Annotated in this window: 21 protein-coding genes; 19 read left to right on the plus strand and 2 right to left on the minus strand. The window is 61.6% G+C overall.

The window, feature by feature from the left end; translation table 11 throughout:
* The first annotated feature begins 111 nt into the window (after positions 1–111).
* The 18 genes from EUU22_RS17815 to trmB all read left to right on the plus strand — a co-directional run bounded on the left by EUU22_RS17815 (position 112) and on the right by trmB (position 18,432).
* Positions 112–2,937: a [protein-PII] uridylyltransferase gene (locus EUU22_RS17815; RefSeq protein ID WP_129333332.1), complete on the plus strand. Its 2,826-nt coding sequence runs from the start codon at positions 112–114 to the stop codon at positions 2,935–2,937.
* Between the two features lie 2 nt (positions 2,938–2,939).
* Positions 2,940–4,550: a murein biosynthesis integral membrane protein MurJ gene (gene murJ, locus EUU22_RS17820; RefSeq protein ID WP_129333333.1), complete on the plus strand. Its 1,611-nt coding sequence runs from the start codon at positions 2,940–2,942 to the stop codon at positions 4,548–4,550.
* Complete coding sequence (locus EUU22_RS17825) at positions 4,547–4,954, plus strand: VOC family protein (RefSeq protein ID WP_129333334.1); 408 nt, start codon at positions 4,547–4,549, stop codon at positions 4,952–4,954. Before murJ ends, EUU22_RS17825 begins: the two co-directional genes overlap by 4 nt.
* Positions 4,955–5,034: 80 nt before the next feature.
* On the plus strand, positions 5,035–6,099 hold the full coding sequence (gene trpS / locus EUU22_RS17830) for a tryptophan--tRNA ligase (protein WP_129333335.1): 1,065 nt from the start codon (positions 5,035–5,037) through the stop codon (positions 6,097–6,099).
* A 75-nt stretch (positions 6,100–6,174) separates the two neighbouring features.
* Positions 6,175–6,666 (plus strand): universal stress protein, encoded by a 492-nt coding sequence (locus tag EUU22_RS17835; protein WP_129333336.1) that lies wholly within the window; start codon positions 6,175–6,177, stop codon positions 6,664–6,666.
* Positions 6,667–6,781: 115 nt separating this feature from the next.
* Positions 6,782–7,345: a NifU family protein gene (locus EUU22_RS17840; protein ID WP_129333337.1), complete on the plus strand. Its 564-nt coding sequence runs from the start codon at positions 6,782–6,784 to the stop codon at positions 7,343–7,345.
* Positions 7,346–7,371: 26 nt separating this feature from the next.
* Complete coding sequence (gene tsaB / locus EUU22_RS17845; protein WP_129333338.1) at positions 7,372–8,016, plus strand: tRNA (adenosine(37)-N6)-threonylcarbamoyltransferase complex dimerization subunit type 1 TsaB; 645 nt, start codon at positions 7,372–7,374, stop codon at positions 8,014–8,016.
* A 7-nt stretch (positions 8,017–8,023) separates the two neighbouring features.
* Positions 8,024–8,521, plus strand: a complete 498-nt coding sequence (locus tag EUU22_RS17850; protein WP_129333339.1) for a GNAT family N-acetyltransferase — start codon at positions 8,024–8,026, stop codon at positions 8,519–8,521.
* A gap of 41 nt (positions 8,522–8,562) precedes the next feature.
* On the plus strand, positions 8,563–8,991 hold the full coding sequence (locus EUU22_RS17855) for a Fur family transcriptional regulator (protein ID WP_129333340.1): 429 nt from the start codon (positions 8,563–8,565) through the stop codon (positions 8,989–8,991).
* A 30-nt stretch (positions 8,992–9,021) separates the two neighbouring features.
* Positions 9,022–9,819: a lyso-ornithine lipid O-acyltransferase gene (gene olsA / locus EUU22_RS17860; protein WP_129333341.1), complete on the plus strand. Its 798-nt coding sequence runs from the start codon at positions 9,022–9,024 to the stop codon at positions 9,817–9,819.
* Positions 9,820–9,867: 48 nt separating this feature from the next.
* The gene (gene miaB, locus EUU22_RS17865) at positions 9,868–11,259 is read left to right on the plus strand and encodes a tRNA (N6-isopentenyl adenosine(37)-C2)-methylthiotransferase MiaB (RefSeq protein ID WP_129333342.1); all 1,392 of its coding nucleotides are present in this window, start codon (positions 9,868–9,870) and stop codon (positions 11,257–11,259) included.
* Between the two features lie 47 nt (positions 11,260–11,306).
* Positions 11,307–12,362: a PhoH family protein gene (locus EUU22_RS17870; RefSeq protein ID WP_129333343.1), complete on the plus strand. Its 1,056-nt coding sequence runs from the start codon at positions 11,307–11,309 to the stop codon at positions 12,360–12,362.
* Positions 12,363–12,449: 87 nt separating this feature from the next.
* Positions 12,450–12,956: an rRNA maturation RNase YbeY gene (ybeY, locus tag EUU22_RS17875; RefSeq protein WP_129333344.1), complete on the plus strand. Its 507-nt coding sequence runs from the start codon at positions 12,450–12,452 to the stop codon at positions 12,954–12,956.
* A 12-nt stretch (positions 12,957–12,968) separates the two neighbouring features.
* Positions 12,969–14,063, plus strand: a complete 1,095-nt coding sequence (locus EUU22_RS17880; RefSeq protein WP_129333345.1) for a hemolysin family protein — start codon at positions 12,969–12,971, stop codon at positions 14,061–14,063.
* A gap of 89 nt (positions 14,064–14,152) precedes the next feature.
* On the plus strand, positions 14,153–15,742 hold the full coding sequence (gene lnt, locus EUU22_RS17885) for an apolipoprotein N-acyltransferase (protein WP_129333346.1): 1,590 nt from the start codon (positions 14,153–14,155) through the stop codon (positions 15,740–15,742).
* Positions 15,743–15,892: 150 nt separating this feature from the next.
* A complete protein-coding gene (locus EUU22_RS17890; protein WP_112685657.1) occupies positions 15,893–16,312 on the plus strand; it encodes a helix-turn-helix domain-containing protein in 420 nt (139 codons plus the stop codon).
* Between the two features lie 171 nt (positions 16,313–16,483).
* Complete coding sequence (gene metK / locus EUU22_RS17895; protein ID WP_129333347.1) at positions 16,484–17,722, plus strand: methionine adenosyltransferase; 1,239 nt, start codon at positions 16,484–16,486, stop codon at positions 17,720–17,722.
* 8 nt (positions 17,723–17,730) lie between these two features.
* On the plus strand, positions 17,731–18,432 hold the full coding sequence (trmB, locus tag EUU22_RS17900) for a tRNA (guanosine(46)-N7)-methyltransferase TrmB (protein WP_129333348.1): 702 nt from the start codon (positions 17,731–17,733) through the stop codon (positions 18,430–18,432).
* A gap of 3 nt (positions 18,433–18,435) precedes the next feature.
* Here trmB and EUU22_RS17905 read toward each other — a convergent pair whose 3' ends face one another.
* A complete protein-coding gene (locus tag EUU22_RS17905; RefSeq protein WP_129333349.1) occupies positions 18,436–18,693 on the minus strand; it encodes a BQ00720 family protein in 258 nt (85 codons plus the stop codon).
* Between the two features lie 48 nt (positions 18,694–18,741).
* Entirely contained in the window at positions 18,742–19,167 is a 426-nt protein-coding gene (locus EUU22_RS17910) for an Hsp20 family protein (RefSeq protein WP_129333350.1), read from the minus strand.
* A 159-nt stretch (positions 19,168–19,326) separates the two neighbouring features.
* Between EUU22_RS17910 and EUU22_RS17915 the strand changes: the two genes are divergently transcribed.
* Positions 19,327–20,271: a nucleoside hydrolase gene (locus EUU22_RS17915; protein ID WP_129333351.1), complete on the plus strand. Its 945-nt coding sequence runs from the start codon at positions 19,327–19,329 to the stop codon at positions 20,269–20,271.
* Positions 20,272–20,281: the final 10 nt, after the last annotated feature.

The following is a 20,281-nucleotide window of genomic DNA, read 5'->3' on the forward strand; positions in this document are numbered from 1 at the left end:
AAATGCCTGTGAAGGGTGCCGGAAAAGCGCTATAGCGCTGTTGCGCCCAGCTCACCATCTATTGCCGGAAAGCCTTGCGGCGGACCTGCCGGGGAAAGCCTGACGACTGCCATGACCACGCCCGATCTCGATCTCAGCGAAATCCTCGATGTCGCCGCCCTCACTGAAGAATGCGGGCAGGCGGTCCGTGCCAATAGCGGGAAACTGTTGGAGATGCGCTCGGCGCTCCTGCCGATCTTGCGGGCTGCAAGCACGCAAGGGCGGGAGAGGGTGAAGGCGCAGCTCTTTGCCGATGGCAGCGGCATTCGCTGCGCGCAGCGGCTTTCCTGGCTGCAGGACCGGATTATCACCATCATCTTCGACTGTGCCGCAACTCAGATCTATCGTGATGCGGCGAAGATCGCCGTCTCGGCCGTCGGCGGTTACGGACGTGGCACGCTCGCGCCGGGGTCGGATATCGACCTCCTTTTCGTGCTGCCGGCGAAATTCACGCCCGACATGCACAAGGCGGTCGAGTTCGTGCTCTATCTTCTCTGGGACATGGGCTTCAAGGTCGGACATGCGACCCGCACGATCGAAGAGTGCATCCGTCTGTCGAAGACGGACATGACGATCCGCACCGCGATCCTCGAGACCCGTTACGTCTGCGGCCGGGAAGAACTGGTGCGGGAACTGCACCAGCGTTTCGATCATGACGTGACCCGCGACACGGCTCCGGAATTCATCGCCGCCAAACTTGCCGAACGCGATGAGCGGCACCGCAAATCAGGTGACAGCCGCTATCTCGTCGAGCCGAACGTCAAGGAAGGCAAGGGAGGTCTGCGCGACCTGCAGACACTCTTCTGGATTGCCAAGTACAAGTACCACGTCCGTGACGCCGGCGAACTCGTCAAGCTCGGCGTTCTTTCGCGGCAAGAACTGCGGCTTTTCCAGAAGGCCGACGACTTTCTCTGGGCGGTGCGCTGCCACATGCATTTCCTGACCGGCAAGCCGGAGGAACGGCTCTCCTTCGACCTGCAGCCGGAAATTGCCCGCAGCCTCGGATACCAGCCGCGGCCGGGTCTCTCCGCTGTCGAACGCTTCATGAAGCACTATTTCCTTGTCGCCAAGGATGTCGGCGACCTGACCCGCATCTTCTGCGCGACGCTCGAGGAGCAGCAGGCGAAGGCTGCACCCGTACTGACGGCCATGCTCGGCCGCTTCGCCAATCGCCCCCGCAAGATTCCCGGTACCATCGAGTTCATCGAGGACAGGGGCCGGATCGCGCTGGCGGATAAGGACGTTTTCAAGCGCGACCCCATTTCGATCATGCGCTTCTTCCATGTTGCGGATATCAACGGGCTCGAGTTCCATCCCGATGCGCTGAAGATCGTGACCCGGTCGCTGTCGCTGATCGACAACGACTTCCGCGAGAACGAGGAAGCAAACCGGCTGTTCCTCTCGATGCTCACCGCACGGCGCCAGCCCGGGCAGATCCTGCGGCGGATGAACGAGTCGGGCGTGCTCGGACGCTTCATTCCAGAGTTCGGCAAGATCGTCTCGATGATGCAGTTCAACATGTATCATCACTATACCGTCGATGAGCACCTGATCCGGTCTGTCGAGGTCCTGTCAGAGATCGATGAAGGGAAGGCCGAGGACATCCATCCGCTCGCCGCAACTCTCATGCCAGGCGTCGAGGATCGGGACTCGCTCTATGTCGCTGTCCTCCTTCACGACATCGCCAAGGGACGGCAGGAGGATCATTCCGTCGCCGGCGCCCGGGTCGCGCGCAAGCTCTGCCCGCGCCTCGGTCTCAGCCCGAAGCAGACGGAACTCGTGGCGTGGCTCATCGACGAGCACCTCACCATGTCGATGGTCGCACAGACCCGTGATATGCACGACCGCAAGACGATCAGCGATTTCGCCGAGAAAGTGCAGTCGCTCGACCGACTCAAGATGCTCCTGATCCTCACGATCTGCGATATTCGTGCAGTCGGCCCCGGTGTGTGGAACGGCTGGAAGGGCCAGTTGCTGCGAACCCTTTACTATGAGACTGAATTGCTCCTGTCCGGTGGGTTTTCGGAGGTATCGCGCAAGGACCGCGCCAAATATGCCGCCGAGCAACTCAGCAAGGCGCTCGGCGACTGGAGCGACAAGGATCGCGCGATGTACACCAAGCTGCACTACGAGCCGTATTTGCTCACCGTGCCGCTGGAAGATCAGGTGCGGCACGCCCACTTCATCCGGGACGCGGACAGTGCGGAAAAGGGGCTCGCGACCATGGTCCGGACCCATTCCTTCCATGCGATCACCGAGATTACGGTGCTCGCCCCCGACCATCCGCGGCTCCTTTCGGTTATCGCAGGGGCATGTGCTGCGGCAGGCGCGAATATCGCCGATGCCCAGATCTATACGACCTCGGACGGCCGCGCTTTGGACACCATCCTGGTCAATCGTGAGTTCCCGATCGACGAGGACGAAATGCGACGGGGCGCGACGATCAGCAAGATGATCGAGGACGTTCTCTCGGGCCGCAAGCGCCTACCGGAAGTCATCGCCACCCGCAGCAAGGGCAAGAAGGGCAACAAGACCTTCCCGGTGCAGCCGCATGTGACAATCTCGAACACGCTGTCGAACAAGTTCACGGTCGTCGAAGTCGAATGCCTCGACCGCATAGGTCTGCTCGCCGAGGTGACGGCGGTGCTCTCCGACCTGTCTCTCGACATTCAGTCCGCTCGCATCACCACCTTCGGAGAGAAAGTGATCGACACCTTCTACGTCACTGACCTCATCGGGCAGAAGGTCACCAACGAGAACCGCCAGGCGAGTATCATTGCGCGCCTGAAGACGGTGATGGCCGGACAGGCCGACGAATTCCGTGACAACATGCCGTCCGGCATCATCGCGCAGCAGGTGCAGAAGGGGCCGGTCGCGCAGAAGAAGGTCAGGGCCTGAGCATGGGGCTCGTCAGGAAGTTTGCCACCGTCGGCGGCGCAACACTGGGCAGCCGCGTCTTCGGCTTCGCACGCGAGACACTGATGGCCGCCGCGCTCGGCACGGGGCCGATGGCCGACGTCTTCTATGCCGCATTCCGCTTTCCGAACCTCTTCCGTCGGCTTTTCGCCGAAGGTGCCTTCAATGCAGCCTTCGTGCCGCTGTTCGCCAAGGAGATCGAGGCGAACGGCGTGGAGGGCGCCAAGCGCTTCTCCGAGGAGGTCTTCGGCGTTCTGTTCACCGTCCTCATGATCCTGACGATCGGCATGGAGCTCGCCATGCCGCTTCTCGTCTCGTGGATCATCGCGCCGGGGTTTGCCGACGATCCGGAGAAGCTGTCGATTACCGTCAGGCTTGCGGCGGTGATGTTTCCATATCTCATGTCGATGTCGCTGACGGCGATGATGAGCGGCATGCTGAATTCCCTGCATCACTTCTTCGCGGCGGCGGTTGCACCGATCTTCCTCAACGTCGTGATGATCGGTGCGCTGTTCTATGCCCTTTATTCGGGCGCGGAGCCCGCGCTGACTGCATGGTATCTCTCCTGGTCGGTGCTCGCCGCCGGTGTCCTGCAGTTGGCGGTCGTCTACGGCGGCGTGCGTCACGCGGGTATTTCCATCGGATTGCGGTTTCCGCGCTTCACGCCCAACGTCAAACGGCTTCTGGTGCTCGCCATTCCGGCGGCGGTGACGGGCGGCATCACCCAGATCAACCAGATCATCGGCCAGGCGATTGCCTCCGGGAAGGAAGGCGCCATCGCCGCCCTCCAGTATGCCGACCGAATCTACCAGCTTCCGCTTGGCGTCGTCGGCGTGGCGGTCGGCGTCGTCTTGCTTCCGGAGCTCGCCAGGGCACTGAAGGCCGGCTACGCGAAGGAAGCGGCCAGTATCCAGAACCGGTCGATCGAATTCGTGCTGTTCCTCACCCTTCCCGCGGCCGCCGCGCTCTGGGTTCTCTCCGATGAGATCATCCGGGTGCTCTATGAGCGAGGTGCCTTCACCGAACAGAACACGGCGGTCGTCGCTTCGATCCTCGCGATCTACGGCCTCGGGTTGCCCGGCTTCGTCCTGATCAAAGCCCTGCAGCCGGGTTTCTATGCGCGGGAGGACACGCGCACGCCCATGCGGTTCACCGGGGTTTCGGTCGTCATCAACTCAGCGCTTGCCATCTCTCTCTTCCCCTTCATCGCCGAGCGCGGGATTGCCACGGCCGAAGCCGCGGCGGGCTGGGTCAACACCTGCCTCCTGTTTACGACGCTTCTTCGCCGCGGTGATCTCGTCTGGGAATGGGCGCTCGCGAAAAGGGCGGCGCGACTCGTCGTCGCCTCCGCGGTCATGGCCGGCGTGCTCGTTTATCTCTCCGAGCGCTGGAGCGGCTGGCTGCAGCCAGAAACACAACTTCTGACGCAGGTTGCGGCGCTCGGCGCACTGATTACCGTTGCAATGGTCGTCTATTTTGGCCTCGCCTTCGCGATCGGTGGGGCCGATCTCGGCATGATACGGCGCAATCTCCAGCGCGGCACTCGGAGTTCCGCCCGATCGTCCGAAAGCTTATCTTCGGATGGCGAGCAATGACCGCTTCCGCTCCCCGGCGTCGTCTCGCCAGCGTCACGCTGGTGGTCGATGATTACGACCGCGCCAAAGCCTTCTATTGCGATGTCCTCGGCTTCGAGTGCCTTGCCGACAGCAGTTTGGAGGGGGACAAGCGCTGGCTCGTCGTCGCGCCGAAAGGAGCGGCCGGTGCCGCCCTGCTGCTCGCCCGGACAGACGGCGAAGCACAGACGCAGGCGATTGGAAACCAGACAGGCGGCCGGGTCGGGTTCTTCCTGGAGACCGATGACTTCGCACGTGACCACGCGACCTTTCTTGCAAATGGCGTCCAGTTCCTCGAAGAGCCTCGACGCGAGGTCTATGGGACAGTCGCCGTCTTCGCGGACCTCTACGGAAATCGCTGGGACCTGATCGAACCCGCCCCTTGATTGTCGCTCGGGCCGCGTGCATAAGCGCGAGCGAGTTTCAATAGCGAGGCCGGGCCCTCCACAAGCCTGTGAGGACGATTATGGGCGAATTCAAGCAGCTGGTTTTCTCGGGTGTTCAGCCGACCGGCAATCTCCATCTCGGCAATTATCTGGGTGCGATCCGCAAGTTCGTCGCACTTCAGGAAAGCCACGATTGCATTTACTGCGTCGTCGATCTTCATGCGATCACCGCCCAGCTCGTCCACGACGACCTGCCGGGCCAGATTCGCTCGATCACGGCGGCTTTCATCGCTGCCGGCATCGATCCCAAGCAGCACATCGTCTTCAACCAGTCGCAGGTCCCCCAGCACGCCGAACTCGCCTGGATCTTCAACTGCGTCGCGCGCATCGGCTGGATGAACCGCATGACGCAGTTCAAGGACAAGGCAGGGAAGGACCGCGAAAACGCCTCCCTCGGACTGCTCGCCTATCCGAGCCTGATGGCGGCCGACATCCTCGTCTATCGCGCGACCCATGTTCCCGTCGGCGACGATCAGAAGCAGCATCTCGAGCTTACCCGCGACATCGCGATGAAGTTCAACATGGACTTCATGCAGAAAATTCGCGCGGCTGGCCTCGGGACCGACATCCTGGTGGGCGACGAGCCGGTCCATGCCTATTTCCCGATGGTGGAGCCGATGATCGAGGGTCCGGCGCCGCGCGTCATGAGCCTCAAGGACGGCACCAAGAAGATGTCGAAGTCGGATCCCTCCGACCTCTCGCGCATCAACCTGCTGGATGACGCCGAAACCATTTCCAAGAAGATCCGCAAGGCCAAGACGGATCCCGACGCGCTGCCGAGCGAAGTCGAGGGGTTGAAGGGCCGGCCGGAAGCCGACAACCTCGTCGGCATCTTCGCGGCACTTTCCGACCGTTCGAAGGCGGACGTGCTGAAGGATTTCGGCGGCCAGCAGTTCTCGGTCTTCAAGCCCGCCCTCGTCGATCTCGCCGTCGAGGTTCTCGCACCCGTCAATGGGGAAATGCGCCGCCTCATGGGCGATCCGGGCTATATCGACAGCGTCCTTCGCGACGGTGGTGCCCGCGCAGGCGCCCGGGCTGAAAAGACGATGAAGGAAGTCCGCGACATTATCGGTTTCGTGCAGTAAGGTCGCGGCCAACCGGGCAGGTCGGCCGGAACCTGTCCGCGGGCGGATCAACACAGTCCGGCGGCGGGGATGGACATGGTTTCGAAGCGCCTGTCAGGTCTTGAGGGGCATCGGCGAAAATTTCTGGCCGTCATCGACAATACGCCGGAATGCTACCGGGCGCTCCGTTATGCCGGCCGTCGCGCGAAAAATTCCAACGGCGGTCTCGTCCTGCTCTACATCATTCCCGAAGGCGACTTCCAGCAATGGCTCGGTGTCGAGGAGATCATGCGGGCGGAGGCGCGTGAAGAGGCCGAGGCGACGATGGCCAAGGCTGCGCAGACCGTCCGGGAATCCATCGGAACAGAGCCGGAAATCGTCATCCGCGAGGGAAGTCCCGCCGCGCAGATCAATGCCGTCATCGAGGAAGACAGGGATATCGCAATCCTCGTCCTCGCCGCCGGTTCGACCAAGGAAGGGCCCGGACCTCTGGTCTCGATGATCGCCGGTCGCGGCGCGGCCTTCCCGATTCCGGTCACCGTTCTTCCGGATTCCTTGACCGACGAGGAAATCGACGCCCTCTGCTGAGCCGGGGATAAATCGCGGCAGTACCATTCGTGCTTGAAGACGAAGGCGAATGGCCCTATTTCATTTTGAAGAATTCTAAAACTCGATGGCGGTCGCTGGCCGTTAGGAGGAAACAATGTTCATCCAGACCGAAGCCACGCCGAATCCGGCGACACTGAAATTCCTTCCCGGCAAGGTCGTCATGGAGACAGGGACGGCCGAATTCCGCGATGCTGAGAGCGCGGTTGCGTCGCCGCTCGCCGTCCGTCTCTTCGATATCCCGGGCGTGACCGGCGTCTTTTTCGGCTACGATTTCATCACCGTCACCAAGGACGGTCCGGAATGGCAGCATCTGAAGCCGGCGATCCTCGGCACGATCATGGAACACTTCATGAGCGGTGCGAAGGTCATGGCGGCGTCTGCCGCGGCCGGCGCCGAAACGGATGGCGAGGAATTCTTCGATGCCGGCGACGAGACGATCGTGGCTACGATCAAGGAGCTTCTCGAAACGCGGGTTCGTCCGGCGGTCGCCCAGGATGGCGGCGACATTACTTTCCGCGGCTTCAAGAACGGCAAGGTCTACCTGAACATGAAGGGCGCATGCTCGGGATGCCCGTCATCGACCGCGACGCTGAAGCATGGCGTGCAGAACCTCCTCAGGCACTTCGTCCCCGAAGTCCAGGAAGTCGAAGCGGTCTGACACCGCGCGGCATTTGGGGGTGATGCATGATCGTTCTGGCAATCGATACGGCGGGCGTGGATTGCTCGGCCGCCGTCTACGATAGCGACAGGGGTGCGGTGCTCGGCCAGGCGACGGAGACCATCGGTCGCGGGCACGCTGAAAAGCTCATGGAAAAGATCGATGCGGCGCTGGCCGAAGCCGGCCTTTCCCTCGAGGCCGTCGAGCGCATCGCCGTGACTGTCGGTCCTGGATCCTTCACCGGTATCCGCGTCGGTGTCGCTGCCGCTCGCGGTCTGGCGCTCGCGCTCGGAATTCCGGCCGTGGGCGTATCGACGCTCGCGGTGCTGGCGTCGGCGGAGGCGGGCAACGCTCCCGTCGTCGCGGCGATCGATGCCAAGCGCGACGAAATCTACATCCAGGCCTTCGACCAGGCTCGGGCCATTAGTCAGGCGATAGTCGGCAGCGTAGAAGACGCGCGCGATCTCGCCGAAAGCCTTGGCGCCCATGTGACGGGCTCGGCTGCTCCGTTGCTGGCGGGTGACGACGCCGAGACGCTGCCCGATCATTTCCCGATCGCGATCGTTGCCAAGCTAGGCGCGGTAGGTGATCCGGCAGGAAAGCCGAAGCCTCTTTATCTCCGTGGGCCGGACGCGAAGCCGCAGGCCGGATTTGCAATTGCACGAGTGTGACAACCTGATGCGCGAAGCCTATTTTACCCGCAAGCCCGAATTCGAAATCGTCGAAATGACGCGCGAGCATTGTGCCGCGGTGTCCGTCCTCCACGGCCAACGCTTCGCGCGGCCTTGGGGAGACGGCGAATTTCTGAGCCTGCTTCTGCAGCCGCACACGTTCGGTTTCGTGACATGGCAGACGAACACCCTGATTTTCAAGCCGCCGCTTGCGGGCTTCGTACTGGCGCGCGAGACTGCAGGAGAAGCTGAAATCCTGACGATCGCCGTCAACGAGAAGCTAGGGCGTCACGGCCTCGGCTGGCGGCTGATGCAGGCGGCAATCCGGGAAGCACGTGCCCGCGGCGGCGAGACGATGTTCCTTGAAGTGGACGACGGCAATGCCGCCGCACTCGGGCTCTACAACAAGCTCGGCTTTCAGAAGGCTGGCGAACGGCCCGCCTATTACGCCGACGAGCAAGGTCGTCGGTCCTCCGCGCTTGTCATGCGGCGTGATCTCCGATAGTTGCCTTGCATTACCGTTGAACGCCGGACTTGCATGCTGCCATGAGCGAACCCGTCAAATCGCTTCAAGATCTTTGTGTCGAGCGCGGCATGCGCATGACGGAGCAGCGGCGTGTCATCGCCCGGATTCTGGAAGAGTCCGACGACCATCCGGATGTCGAGGAACTCTACCGGCGTTCCTCAGCAGTGGACTCGCGGATCTCGATCTCGACCGTCTACCGTACAGTGAAGCTGTTCGAGGATGCAGGGATCATCGCACGCCATGACTTCCGTGATGGCCGCTCGCGCTATGAAACGGTTCCCGAAGAACATCACGATCACCTGATCGATCTCAAGACCGGCAGGGTGATCGAGTTCCATTCCCCCGAGATCGAGGCGCTCCAGGAACGTATTGCCCGCGAATACGGTTTCCGTCTCGTGGATCATCGCCTCGAACTGTACGGCGTACCGCTCAAGAAGGACGACAACTGACGCAATGGTTCGGCTTCAGGAGAAGCAGCATTGATCACGTCCCTGCGAATAGGTTTCCTCCTCCTCGTCATCGTGGTCTCGACTCTTCTGCTCGCGCCGGTCCAGCTGGCAGGTCTCGCGTTTGACTGGAGGATCCGCCGCCGGCTGCCGCGTCTGTGGCATCGCATCGCCTGTCGGATGCTCGGCATTCGCATTCACGTCCACGGCCGCCTCGACAGCCGCAGGCCCTTGCTGATCGCGGCGAACCATGCCTCGTGGAAGGACATACTGGTGCTCGGTGCCCTTGCCGACGTCGTCTTCATTGCCAAGAACGAGGTGAAGACGTGGCCGGTCTTCGGCCTGCTCGCGCGGTTGCAGAAAAGCGTTTTCGTGGTGCGGGAAGAAAAGCGCCGCACGGGCGACCAGGTCAACGAGATCGCGGAGCGCATGGCCGATGGGGAGATCGTCGTGCTCTTTCCCGAGGGCACGACTTCCGACGGAAACCGGCTTCTCGAGGTGAAGAGTTCGCTGTTCGGCGCTGCCGCGGCGGCCCTTCCGCTCGCCCCGCAGGGCGTCGTTTATGTGCAGCCGGTCGCGATCGCCTATACACGTGTCTATGGCCTGCCCATGGGGCGGTTCCATCGTCCGCTTGCGGGATGGCCCGGAGACGTTCCGCTACTGCCGCATCTGATCGGTGTACTGAAGGCGGGGGCGCTCGACGTCGATGTAAGCTTTGGCGAGACGGCCGAGTATCGTGAGGGCGACAAGCGGAAGCAACTGAGTGCAGTTGTCGAGGGCCGTATCCGAACGATGCTGCTTGATCACCTGCGCGGGCGGCATCCCGTCTGAATGTATTTTAGGGTTTCAACAGGCATCGAAAGCCACTAAATAGCGGCCATGAACCAGGACAGCATAGTATCAACGGAAACAAAACTCGGCGAGCCGGGCCCGTCCCGGAAGGTCTTCATCAAGACCTACGGCTGCCAGATGAACGTCTACGACTCCGGTCGTATGTCCGAGGCGCTGGCCGGCGAAGGCTATGTGGCGACCGAGGACATGCAGGAGGCCGATCTCGTTCTCCTCAACACCTGCCATATTCGCGAGAAGGCCGCTGAAAAGGTTTATTCGGCGCTCGGTCGTCTTCGCGACATGAAGAACGAGAGGCAGGCCGAAGGCCGTGAATTCATGATCGGCGTCACCGGCTGCGTCGCTCAGGCCGAAGGCGAGGAGATCATTCGACGCGTGCCGTCCGTCGATGTCGTGATCGGGCCACAGACCTATCATCGGCTTCCGGAGGCGCTGAAGCGTGCCCGTTCAGGCCGTTCGGTCGTCGACACGGAGTACGCGGTCGAAGACAAGTTCGAACATCTGCCGGACCAGTCGAGGGCAGTGTCGGCTCGGCGCAACGTCACTGCCTTCCTGACTGTCCAGGAGGGATGCGACAAATTCTGCACCTTCTGTGTCGTACCCTACACGCGCGGGTCCGAGATATCTCGCCCGATAGAACAAATTGTACGCGAGGCCGAAAAACTCGTTTCGGCCGGCGTTCGGGAGCTCACCTTGCTCGGGCAGAACGTCAATGCCTGGCATGCCGAGGGAGAGAACGGCGAGCGACTGGGGCTCGGCGACCTCCTTTATCGCCTTTCCGAAATTCCAGCGCTCAAGCGCCTGCGGTATACGACCAGCCATCCGCGCGACATGGATGACCGACTGATCGAGGCGCATCGCGACCTCGACATGCTGATGCCTTATCTGCACCTGCCGGTGCAGTCCGGGTCGGACCGGATCCTGAAGGCGATGAATCGACGTCACAAGGCCGCCGACTACATCGCCCTCGTCGAGCGTATCCGTGCGGCACGCCCGGACATCGCCCTCTCAGGCGACTTCATCGTCGGCTTCCCGGGCGAGACGGAGGAGGATTTCCAGGCCACCCTGCGGCTCGTGGAAACCGTTGGATACGCCCAGGCATTCTCCTTCAAGTATTCTTCGCGACCGGGCACCCCGGGCGCCGACATGCCGGATCACGTACCGGATGAGGTGAAGGCCGAACGGCTTGCGCGGCTGCAGGAACTGCTGCTCAGCCAGCAACATGCATTCGCCCGATCCTGCGTCGGTAAAACGATCGACCTTCTCCTCGAAAAGCCGGGACGGCTTCCCGGGCAACTCATCGGCAGGTCGCCGTGGCTGCAGTCCGTGAATGTTGATGCAAAAGACGTGGAGATCGGTGACACTATAAGGGTACGAATCACCGGAACCGGCCCAAACAGCTTGTTTGCCGAGGTGGCATAGAGTTAAAGTGAGGGCTCGATACTCATCCTCAAGGGAGTCTGACCCGCTTGAACGAACAGGAAATGGTTTCTTCACCCTCGCGCCACTCACGGGCTGCTGCGACCGACGCCAATCATTTCATCTTGACGTTCGAGAACAACCGCTTCGCCAGCGAACTCTTCGGGCAATTCGACCAGAACCTCAAGCTTCTCGAGGAACGATTGCACATCGACGCCAGAGCCCGCGGCAATTCCGTCGCGATTTCCGGTGATGTGCAGGCGACCAATCAGGCACGCCGTGCGCTGGATTTCCTCTATGCACGGCTCCAGAGTGGCGGAAGTGTCGAGAGTTCCGATGTCGAAGGGGCGATCCGGATGGCAGTCGCGACCGACGACCAACTGACGCTGCCCACGCTCGAACGCAAGGCGAAACTCACAATGTCGCAGATCGCGACGCGCAAGAAGACGATCGCCGCGCGCACCCCGACGCAGGACGCCTACATGCGGGCGCTCGAACGCTCCGAGCTCGTTTTCGGCGTCGGCCCCGCGGGCACCGGCAAGACCTATCTCGCGGTCGCCCACGCGGCGCAGCTGCTGGAACGTGGCTTGGTGGACCGCATCATTCTTTCGCGCCCTGCTGTCGAAGCGGGAGAGCGGTTGGGCTTTCTGCCGGGTGACATGAAAGAGAAGGTGGATCCCTATCTGCGCCCGCTTTATGACGCGCTTTACGATATGATCCCCGGCGACAAGGTCGAGCGGGCAATCACGGCCGGCGTTATTGAGATCGCGCCGCTCGCCTTCATGCGCGGACGGACGCTGTCGAACGCAGCCGTCATTCTGGACGAGGCTCAGAATACGACCTCGATGCAAATGAAGATGTTCCTGACGCGTCTCGGCGAAAACGCCCGGATGATCATCACAGGCGACCCGAGCCAGGTCGACTTGCCGCGCGGTGTAAAATCGGGTCTCGTCGAAGCCCTGCAGATCCTGCGGAGTGTCGAGGGGATTTCCATCGTCCGCTTCAAGGACGTCGACGTTGTCCGGCATCCGCTTGTGGGCCGGATCGTGCAGGCCTATGACACCCAATACGCGGTGCAGGACGAAAGTGAGCAAACCGACCGCTAGTGTGAAGCCTCTGGCGTTCGCGGCTAGATCGGCAATATCGTGCCGCAGCGGACTTCGGGATCACGACACGAGCGCGGCTTAAAGAGAATGCAGGAACTCGATATACAAATCTCCATCGAGGACGATGGCTGGCCGCCGGAGCCTGCGTTGCAGGCTTTATGCGAGAGAGTTCTCGGTGCAGCGGCTGACTATCTCGCCGGCAACGAGGGACAGCCTTTTCCCGACATGATCCCGGAAGTGTCACTGGTCTTCACCGACGATGCGGCGATCCGCGAGATCAACGCGGAGTGGCGAAATCAGGACAAACCGACCAATGTCCTCTCTTTTCCCGCATTTCCCCTTGTTCCCGGGGGGATGCCAGGGCCGATGCTTGGGGATATCGTGATCGCCAGGCAGACAGTGCTTCGCGAAGCCGACGAACTCTCGAAGACTCTCGAAGAACACCTGACCCATCTGCTCGTGCATGGCTTCCTGCATCTGTTCGGCTACGATCACATGGATGCGGGCGAGGCCGAGATTATGGAAGGGCTCGAGACTCGCATTTTGGCCTCACTTGGCCTATCTGATCCCTATGCGGGGCAAGACCCGATCTGACAGTATGGAATAATGAGCGATTTTACAGCAAGAACGACCGTCGACACGGCAGACGGAGACGGCGCCTCTGATGAGGGCGGGAGTCCTATAAAGCCCGAGAGTACGGGCAGGGCGCCGACGTCCTTCTGGGCGCGCGCGGCCCGCATTCTCCGGCCACTGCACGCGACGAACCTGCGGGAAGACCTGACTGACGCGCTTCTGGCGGATTCCGGTACGAACGAGGCTTTCTCCCCCGAAGAGCGGGCGATGCTCCACAATATCCTGCGTTTCCGCGAGGTGCGCGTGGAAGACGTGATGATCCCCCGCGTTGACATCGAGGCGGTCGATCAGAACACTACCCTCGGCGAACTGATGGCGATCTTCGAGGAATCGGGACGCTCGCGCATGCCGGTCTACCACGAAACTCTCGATGACCCGCGCGGAATGGTCCATATCCGCGATCTTCTTTCCTATCTGACCAGGCTGGCAAAGAATGGTGCCGGCGCAGCTGCGCTCGATCTCGGCTCCGTCGATCTTTCCAAGACCGTGATCGACGCCGGGATCGTGAGGCCGGTCCTCTTCGTGCCGCCCTCCATGCTTGCCTCCGACCTCCTGAACCGCATGCGGGCGGCGCGCACGCAGATGGCGCTCGTCATCGACGAATACGGCGGTACCGATGGCCTCGTCTCGCACGAGGACATCCTCGAGATGGTGGTCGGCGACATCGAGGACGAGCACGATGACGAGGATGATGCCAAGGTTGTTCTTCTCTCCGAGGATGTCTTCGTAGCCGATGCGCGGGTTGAACTCGAAGAGATCGCGGGCGTCATCGGTCCTGATTTCGACGTTCGGGAACAGAGTGAGGATGTCGATACCCTGGGCGGCCTGATTTTCTACGCTCTCGGGCGCATTCCTGCGCGCGGCGAGGTCGTCGAGATACTTGCGGGGTTCACGTTCCACATCCTTGATGCCGACCCGCGTCGCGTCAAACGCGTGCGGGTCACGCGCAAGCGGCGGCCACAGCGCTCTGCTGCCGTCAGTGCCGATATCGCGTCGGAGATCCAGACGTCATCATCTGTCCCTTCGGCGTCTCCAACCCGGTCGGTCGAGTCCGACCCGGCCCGCTGAACGCCTCCTTTCCCGCCCTCTGCGCGACAAACCTGCCGAATTTTGGGAGACTGCGGCGGGTTGATTCGTGACAGGGGAAAGGAAGACGCATGGAGCGGCTGGCGGGGAGAATCATGCTGTTCTGGGGGGTGAGGAGGGCAGCGCTGGCGCTGTTCGCCGGTGCGATCGGAGCGCTCGCCCTGCCACCATACGGCTTTCTCGCGGCTCTCTTCATTGCCTTTACGCTGCTCGTGTGGCTTCTCGACGGGACAGCCAGTCATCCGCAGATCGGCACGTCTCTCGGCTTGCGATCCGCCTTCCTTGTCGGCTGGCTCTTCGGCTTCGGCTATTTCGTCGCCGGACTCTGGTGGCTCGGCCACGCGCTGCTCCTGGAGGCTGACGAGTTTGCCTGGGCCCTACCGCTCGCGGTCGTCGGCTTGCCCGCGGTGCTTGCTGTCTTTTACGGTTTGGCGACCTTTGTCGCACGGCTTCTCTGGTCCGATGGTTTCGGACGTATTCTGGCCCTTGCAGCCGGCTTCGGTATTGCCGAATGGTTGCGCAGTTTCGTGGCGACCGGCTTTCCGTGGAACGCGATCGGCTACGGTGCCATGCCGATCCCGCTGATGATGCAGTCTGTGCATATCATCGGTCTCTTTGGCGTGACCACGCTCGCGGTGCTCGTCTTTGCCTCGCCCGCCTTGCTCGGTACGCGCAAGGGGGCGTTGCCCGGCCTGGCGATTGCCGCAGGCCTGTTCTTGATCCACCTCGGTTATGGCGGCTATCGGCTGTCGATGCCGGAGGTGGGCGACGGCAAGCAACTGACGGTTCGCCTCGTCCAGCCCGCGATCGATCAGGCGAAGAAGCTTGCGAATGACGATCGCGAGGCGATCTTCAAGAAGCATCTGGAGCTTTCGGTCCTGCCCGTCGCACAGGGTGGTAAACGACCCGACGTGATTGTCTGGCCGGAGACCTCTATCCCCTTCATCCTGACTGAAAACCCCGATGCCCTCACGAGTATCGCCGACATGCTGCAGGAAGGGCAAGTGCTCGTCACGGGCACGGTCCGGTCGGAGACGCAAGGGGCCGGTCGTCCACCCCGCTACTACAACTCGATCTACGTAATCGACGACAAGGGGCAGATTGTCGCCGCCTCCGACAAGGTCCACCTGACGCCCTTCGGCGAATATGTTCCGTTTGAGGATGTCCTGAGGCGGATCGGGTTCGACAATCTCATCAGCCTGCCCGGTGGGTTTTCCGCGGCCGCCGACCGGACGATGCTTACGCTGCCGGGGGGCCTGAAGCTCTACCCACTGATCTGCTACGAGGTCATTTTCCCAGCGGAGATGACGGGCAACTGGGCGGAGGCCGGCGCCATTCTCAACGTCACCAACGATGCCTGGTTCGGTCTCACGCCCGGTCCGTACCAGCACTTTCAGCAGGCGCGGGTGCGGGCCGTCGAGAACGGCCTGCCCTTGATCCGCAGCGCCAACAACGGAATTTCCGCCGTTATCGACGATCGGGGGCGGACTTTTTCGGGTCTTTCACTCGACGCGCAGGGCGTTGAAGATGCAACCGTAAATGTCGATTCAAGCGCTAAATTAGGAAACAACTTCCGAGAGCGCAACTTCTGGATGATATGGGCAGCTGTCGTCATAGGTGCGGTCTTTTCACGCATGGGTTTTATTTTCGGGAAGAATTGACCAAAAACCCCTAAAAATGCATAGTGGAAGAAACCACCAATCTGTACGTATGCTTCGAGTTCCGTCTGTTGGCATTACAACGCCTCGTTATGGTCCCCTGCAAGCAAACCGGGTTGTCGGTCCTTTGCCAACTTTTGTCAGGATCACATCATGATCGAGAATAAGAAGAAGCCGAACCCGATAGACATTCACGTCGGAAGCCGGATTCGTCTTCGCAGAACCATGCTTGGGATGAGCCAGGAAAAACTGGGCGAGAGCCTCGGCATCACCTTCCAGCAGATCCAGAAATACGAGAAGGGCACCAACCGTGTTGGCGCCAGCCGTCTGCAGAACATTTCGAGCATTCTCAACGTGCCGGTTTCCTTCTTCTTCGAGGATGCGCCGGGCGAGCAGGGAAATGTTGCTGCCGGCATGGCGGAAGCATCGAGCTCCAACTACGTCGTGGATTTCCTGTCCTCGTCGGAGGGCCTGCAGCTCAATCGCGCTTTCGTGAAGATTGCCGACCCGAAAGTCCGTCGCAAGATCGTCGACCTCGTCAAGGCGTTGGCGGCCGAAGCAGACGGCGAATGATCTTACTCGTCTTGGGGGCGATGGAAGGCGGCCTTTCGGGGCCGCCTTTTTTTTATACCTGATGGCGGCCTGGAGCGAACACATAAAGATATATTTATGTCGTTGTGCGCTTGTTTTTCGGCCGCGAACTGAATAACAAGAATGCGGCTTGTTCTTTGAGGGGAATCCCGCATGCGCGCTAACTATCTTTTCACGAGTGAATCCGTTTCCGAAGGTCACCCGGACAAGGTCTGCGACCGAATTTCTGACGAAATCGTCGACCTGGTGTACCGCGAAGCGGCGAAGACCGGCGTTGATCCCTGGGGAGTGCGCATCGCCTGCGAAACCCTTGCGACGACCAATCGTGTCGTTATTGCCGGAGAGGTTCGGCTGCCGCCGAGCCTCATGAAGAAGGACAAGAACGGCAACGAAGTCATCAATCCCTCCAAGTTCAAGTCGGCGGCCCGCAAGGCGATCCGTGACATCGGTTATGAACAGGACGGCTTCCACTGGAAGACGGCGAAGATCGACGTCCTGCTGCATTTCCAGTCCGCCCATATCGCGCAGGGCGTCGACAAGGCGGCTGACCACGCAAACAGCGAAGGCGCGGGCGACCAGGGCATCATGTTCGGCTATGCCTGCCGTGAGACCCCGGACCTCATGCCGGCGCCGATCTATTATTCCCACCGCATCCTGCAACTGCTCGCCGCTGCCCGCAAAAAGGGCGAAGGCGAAGCTGCCAAGCTCGGCCCCGACGCCAAGAGCCAGGTCACCGTCCGCTACGTCGACGGCAGGCCCTCCGAGATTGTCTCCATCGTGTTGTCGACGCAGCACCTCGACGAGAGCTGGGACTCCGCCAAGGTTCGCTCTGTCGTGGAGCCCTATATCCGTGAAGCGGTTGGCGACCTCAAGATCGCTGACGACTGCAACTGGTATGTAAACCCGACCGGCAAGTTCGTGATCGGCGGCCCGGACGGGGACGCAGGCCTCACCGGCCGCAAGATCATCGTCGACACCTACGGTGGAGCGGCCCCTCACGGCGGCGGTGCCTTTTCCGGCAAGGACACGACGAAGGTCGACCGCTCCGCTGCCTATGCCGCGCGCTATCTCGCAAAGAACGTCGTGGCCGCCGGGCTCGCCGACCGTTGCACGATCCAGCTTTCCTATGCGATCGGTATCGCCCAGCCGCTTTCGATCTATGTCGACCTGCATGGCACCGGTAACGTCAGCGAGGAGCAGGTCGAGGCAGCGATCCGCAAGGTCATGGACCTTTCGCCGTCGGGTATCCGCCGGCACCTCGACCTCAACAAGCCGATCTATGCGAAAACGGCTGCCTATGGTCACTTCGGGCGTAAGCCGGGCCGTGACGGTTCCTTCTCCTGGGAGCGTCTTGATCTGGTGAAGCCGCTCAAGGATGCGGTGAAAGCCTGACACTGCCGATGACCTCCTCCGAACGCCGCAGCCGGGCGACCGAAGCTTTCTTCGGTCGCCGAAAGGGGAAACCCCTTCGGGAACAACAGCTCGAACGCATGGGCAACCTGCTCCCGGCGCTGCGCGTCGATCTTTCCGCACCGTCGCCCGAGAAACTTGAAGATCTTTTTCCTGTCCCGGTCGAGAGGCTGCGGCTGGAGATCGGCTTCGGCGGCGGCGAGCACCTTGTGCACCGCGCGACCGAAACGCCCTCCACCGGATTCATCGGCGTCGAACCCTTCGTCAATTCGATGGCGAAATTGCTGGCGGAGGTCGAGTCCCGAGGGCTCCGCAACATTCGCCTCTACGACGACGATGCAACCGCGCTTCTCGACTGGCTACCGGATGCCAGCCTGGACCAGATCGATCTTCTCTATCCCGACCCATGGCCCAAGAAAAAGCACTGGAAGCGGCGGTTTGTATCGCAAGCCAATCTGGCGCGCTTTCACCGTGTGCTGAAACCGGGCGGGCTCTTCTGCTTCGCCTCGGACATAGACACCTATGTCAATTGGACGCTTGTGCACTGCCGCGACCACGGCGGCTTCGAGTGGATGGCGAGAAATGCGGCAGACTGGAAGACGCCATTTGCCGGGTGGCCGGGCACGCGTTACGAAGCAAAGGCCCGGCGTGAGGGCCGAGGCTCGGCCTATCTTACTTTCCGCAAGATATGACCGTCAGTGCAGGCTGACGGTCTGGAGCTCGTCTTCGGCAGCCTTGTAGAAGGTGCTGGACCGGTTGTCGGTGAGGAGAATCGGCGTGCCGTCGGCGCCGAACAGCGCCCAGAGATCGAGCCTCGGATCGACCTCGGGAGCCTCGGGAAAGCAACGCGAGATCTCGTCGTATCGCATTTTCCGGATGTAGCCGACTTCGCCTGTGCCAAGATGCGCCAGTTCGGATTGCGTCAGTCGGGCGTTTGCTTCTCTCAGTAACATTCCGATCCTCCACCGATCAGGGAGCAACGGCTCATCAGGCCGTTGACCTCATTGTGCCGTCGAAATGTTAATTTTCTTCACCACTTGCGCTGGTTCGGGCCGTGCGAGGTCGATCGACAAAAGTCCATTTTTCAGTGTTGCACCAAGGACATCCATGCCTTCCGCCAGCAGGAAAACCCGTTGGAACTGGCGGGCGGCGATGCCCCGGAACAGAAAATCCCCGTCCGCGCGCTCGGCTTGTCTGCCCCGCACGACCAGCCGGTTCGCCTGCAATGAGACGTCGAGTTCGCTCTCGGAGAAGCCGGCCACGGCCAGCGTGATTCGCAGCCGTTCCGGGTCGTCGCCGACCTCGCGCAAACGCTCGATGTCGTAGGGCGGATACCCGTCATTTGCGCGAGCGATCTGGGCAAGGATCGAGTCATTCGACTCGAATCCCAGCAGTAAGGGGGGTGCGAGCGGTTTCATGCGGCTCATTCGTCGTCCTCATCTCGGCGTCGGCCTTCGGGCGGCGCGGACCTGTAACGCCGTCTCCCATATGGGGTGACGCTCCGTCACTCGCAAGCGCGACGAGCTTGACAAGCTATGCCTGCGCGCCCATCACGCGGATCGACAACGAGCAGAGGTGACCAAGGCATGACCGTGCGCAGAAAAATCATCATCGATACGGATCCGGGCCAGGACGACGCCGCTGCCCTCATGCTGGCGTTCGGCAGTCCCGAGGAGATCGAGGTGCTCGGGGTATGTGCGGTCGCCGGCAACGTGCCGCTCAGGCTGACGAGCCGCAATGCTCGCATCGTGTGTGAGTTGGCGAGACGCTCCGATATCGGCGTTTATGAAGGGGCTGACAAGCCGCTCGAGCGGCCGCTGGTGACGGCCGAGCATGTCCATGGCAAGACTGGACTCGACGGAGCCGCGCTCGACGAACCGAAGATGAGCGTTCGCCCGCAGCACGCCGTCGACTTCATCGTCGAGACACTGCGCCGGGAAGAGGAGGGGACAGTTACTCTTTGTACCCTGGGTCCGTTGACGAATATCGGGATGGCTCTGCGCCGGGCGCCGGATATCGCACCCCGCGTCCGCGAGCTTGTGATGATGGGCGGCGGATTTTCCGAGGGAGGCAACATCACGCCCGCCGCGGAGTTCAACATCTTCGTAGACCCACAGGCCGCCGATATCGTCTTCCGATCGGGCATCCCGATCGTGATGATGCCGCTCGACGTAACGCATCAGCTGATGACGACGAAGGCGCGGGTCGCCCGGATCGCCGCAATCGGCACCCGCCCGGCCAGAGTGATGGTCGACTGGCTCGAATTCTTCGAGCGCTTCGACGTCGAGAAATATGGTTCGGATGGCGGCCCGCTGCACGACCCGACGGTGATCGCCTACCTGCTGAAGCCCGAGCTTTTTACCGGGCGCAACTGCAACGTCGAGATCGAGACGAACTCTGAGCTGACGATGGGCATGACCGTCGTCGATTGGTGGCGTGTCTCCGGGCGCACGCCGAACGCCCGGGTCATGCGTCACGTGGATTCAGATGGCTTCTTCGACCTCCTGACCGAGCGGCTCGCACGGCTCTGAAAGCGCGAAG

Origin of the sequence: Ciceribacter ferrooxidans, assembly GCF_004137355.1 — a bacterium.
GTDB lineage: Bacteria > Pseudomonadota > Alphaproteobacteria > Rhizobiales > Rhizobiaceae > Allorhizobium > Allorhizobium ferrooxidans.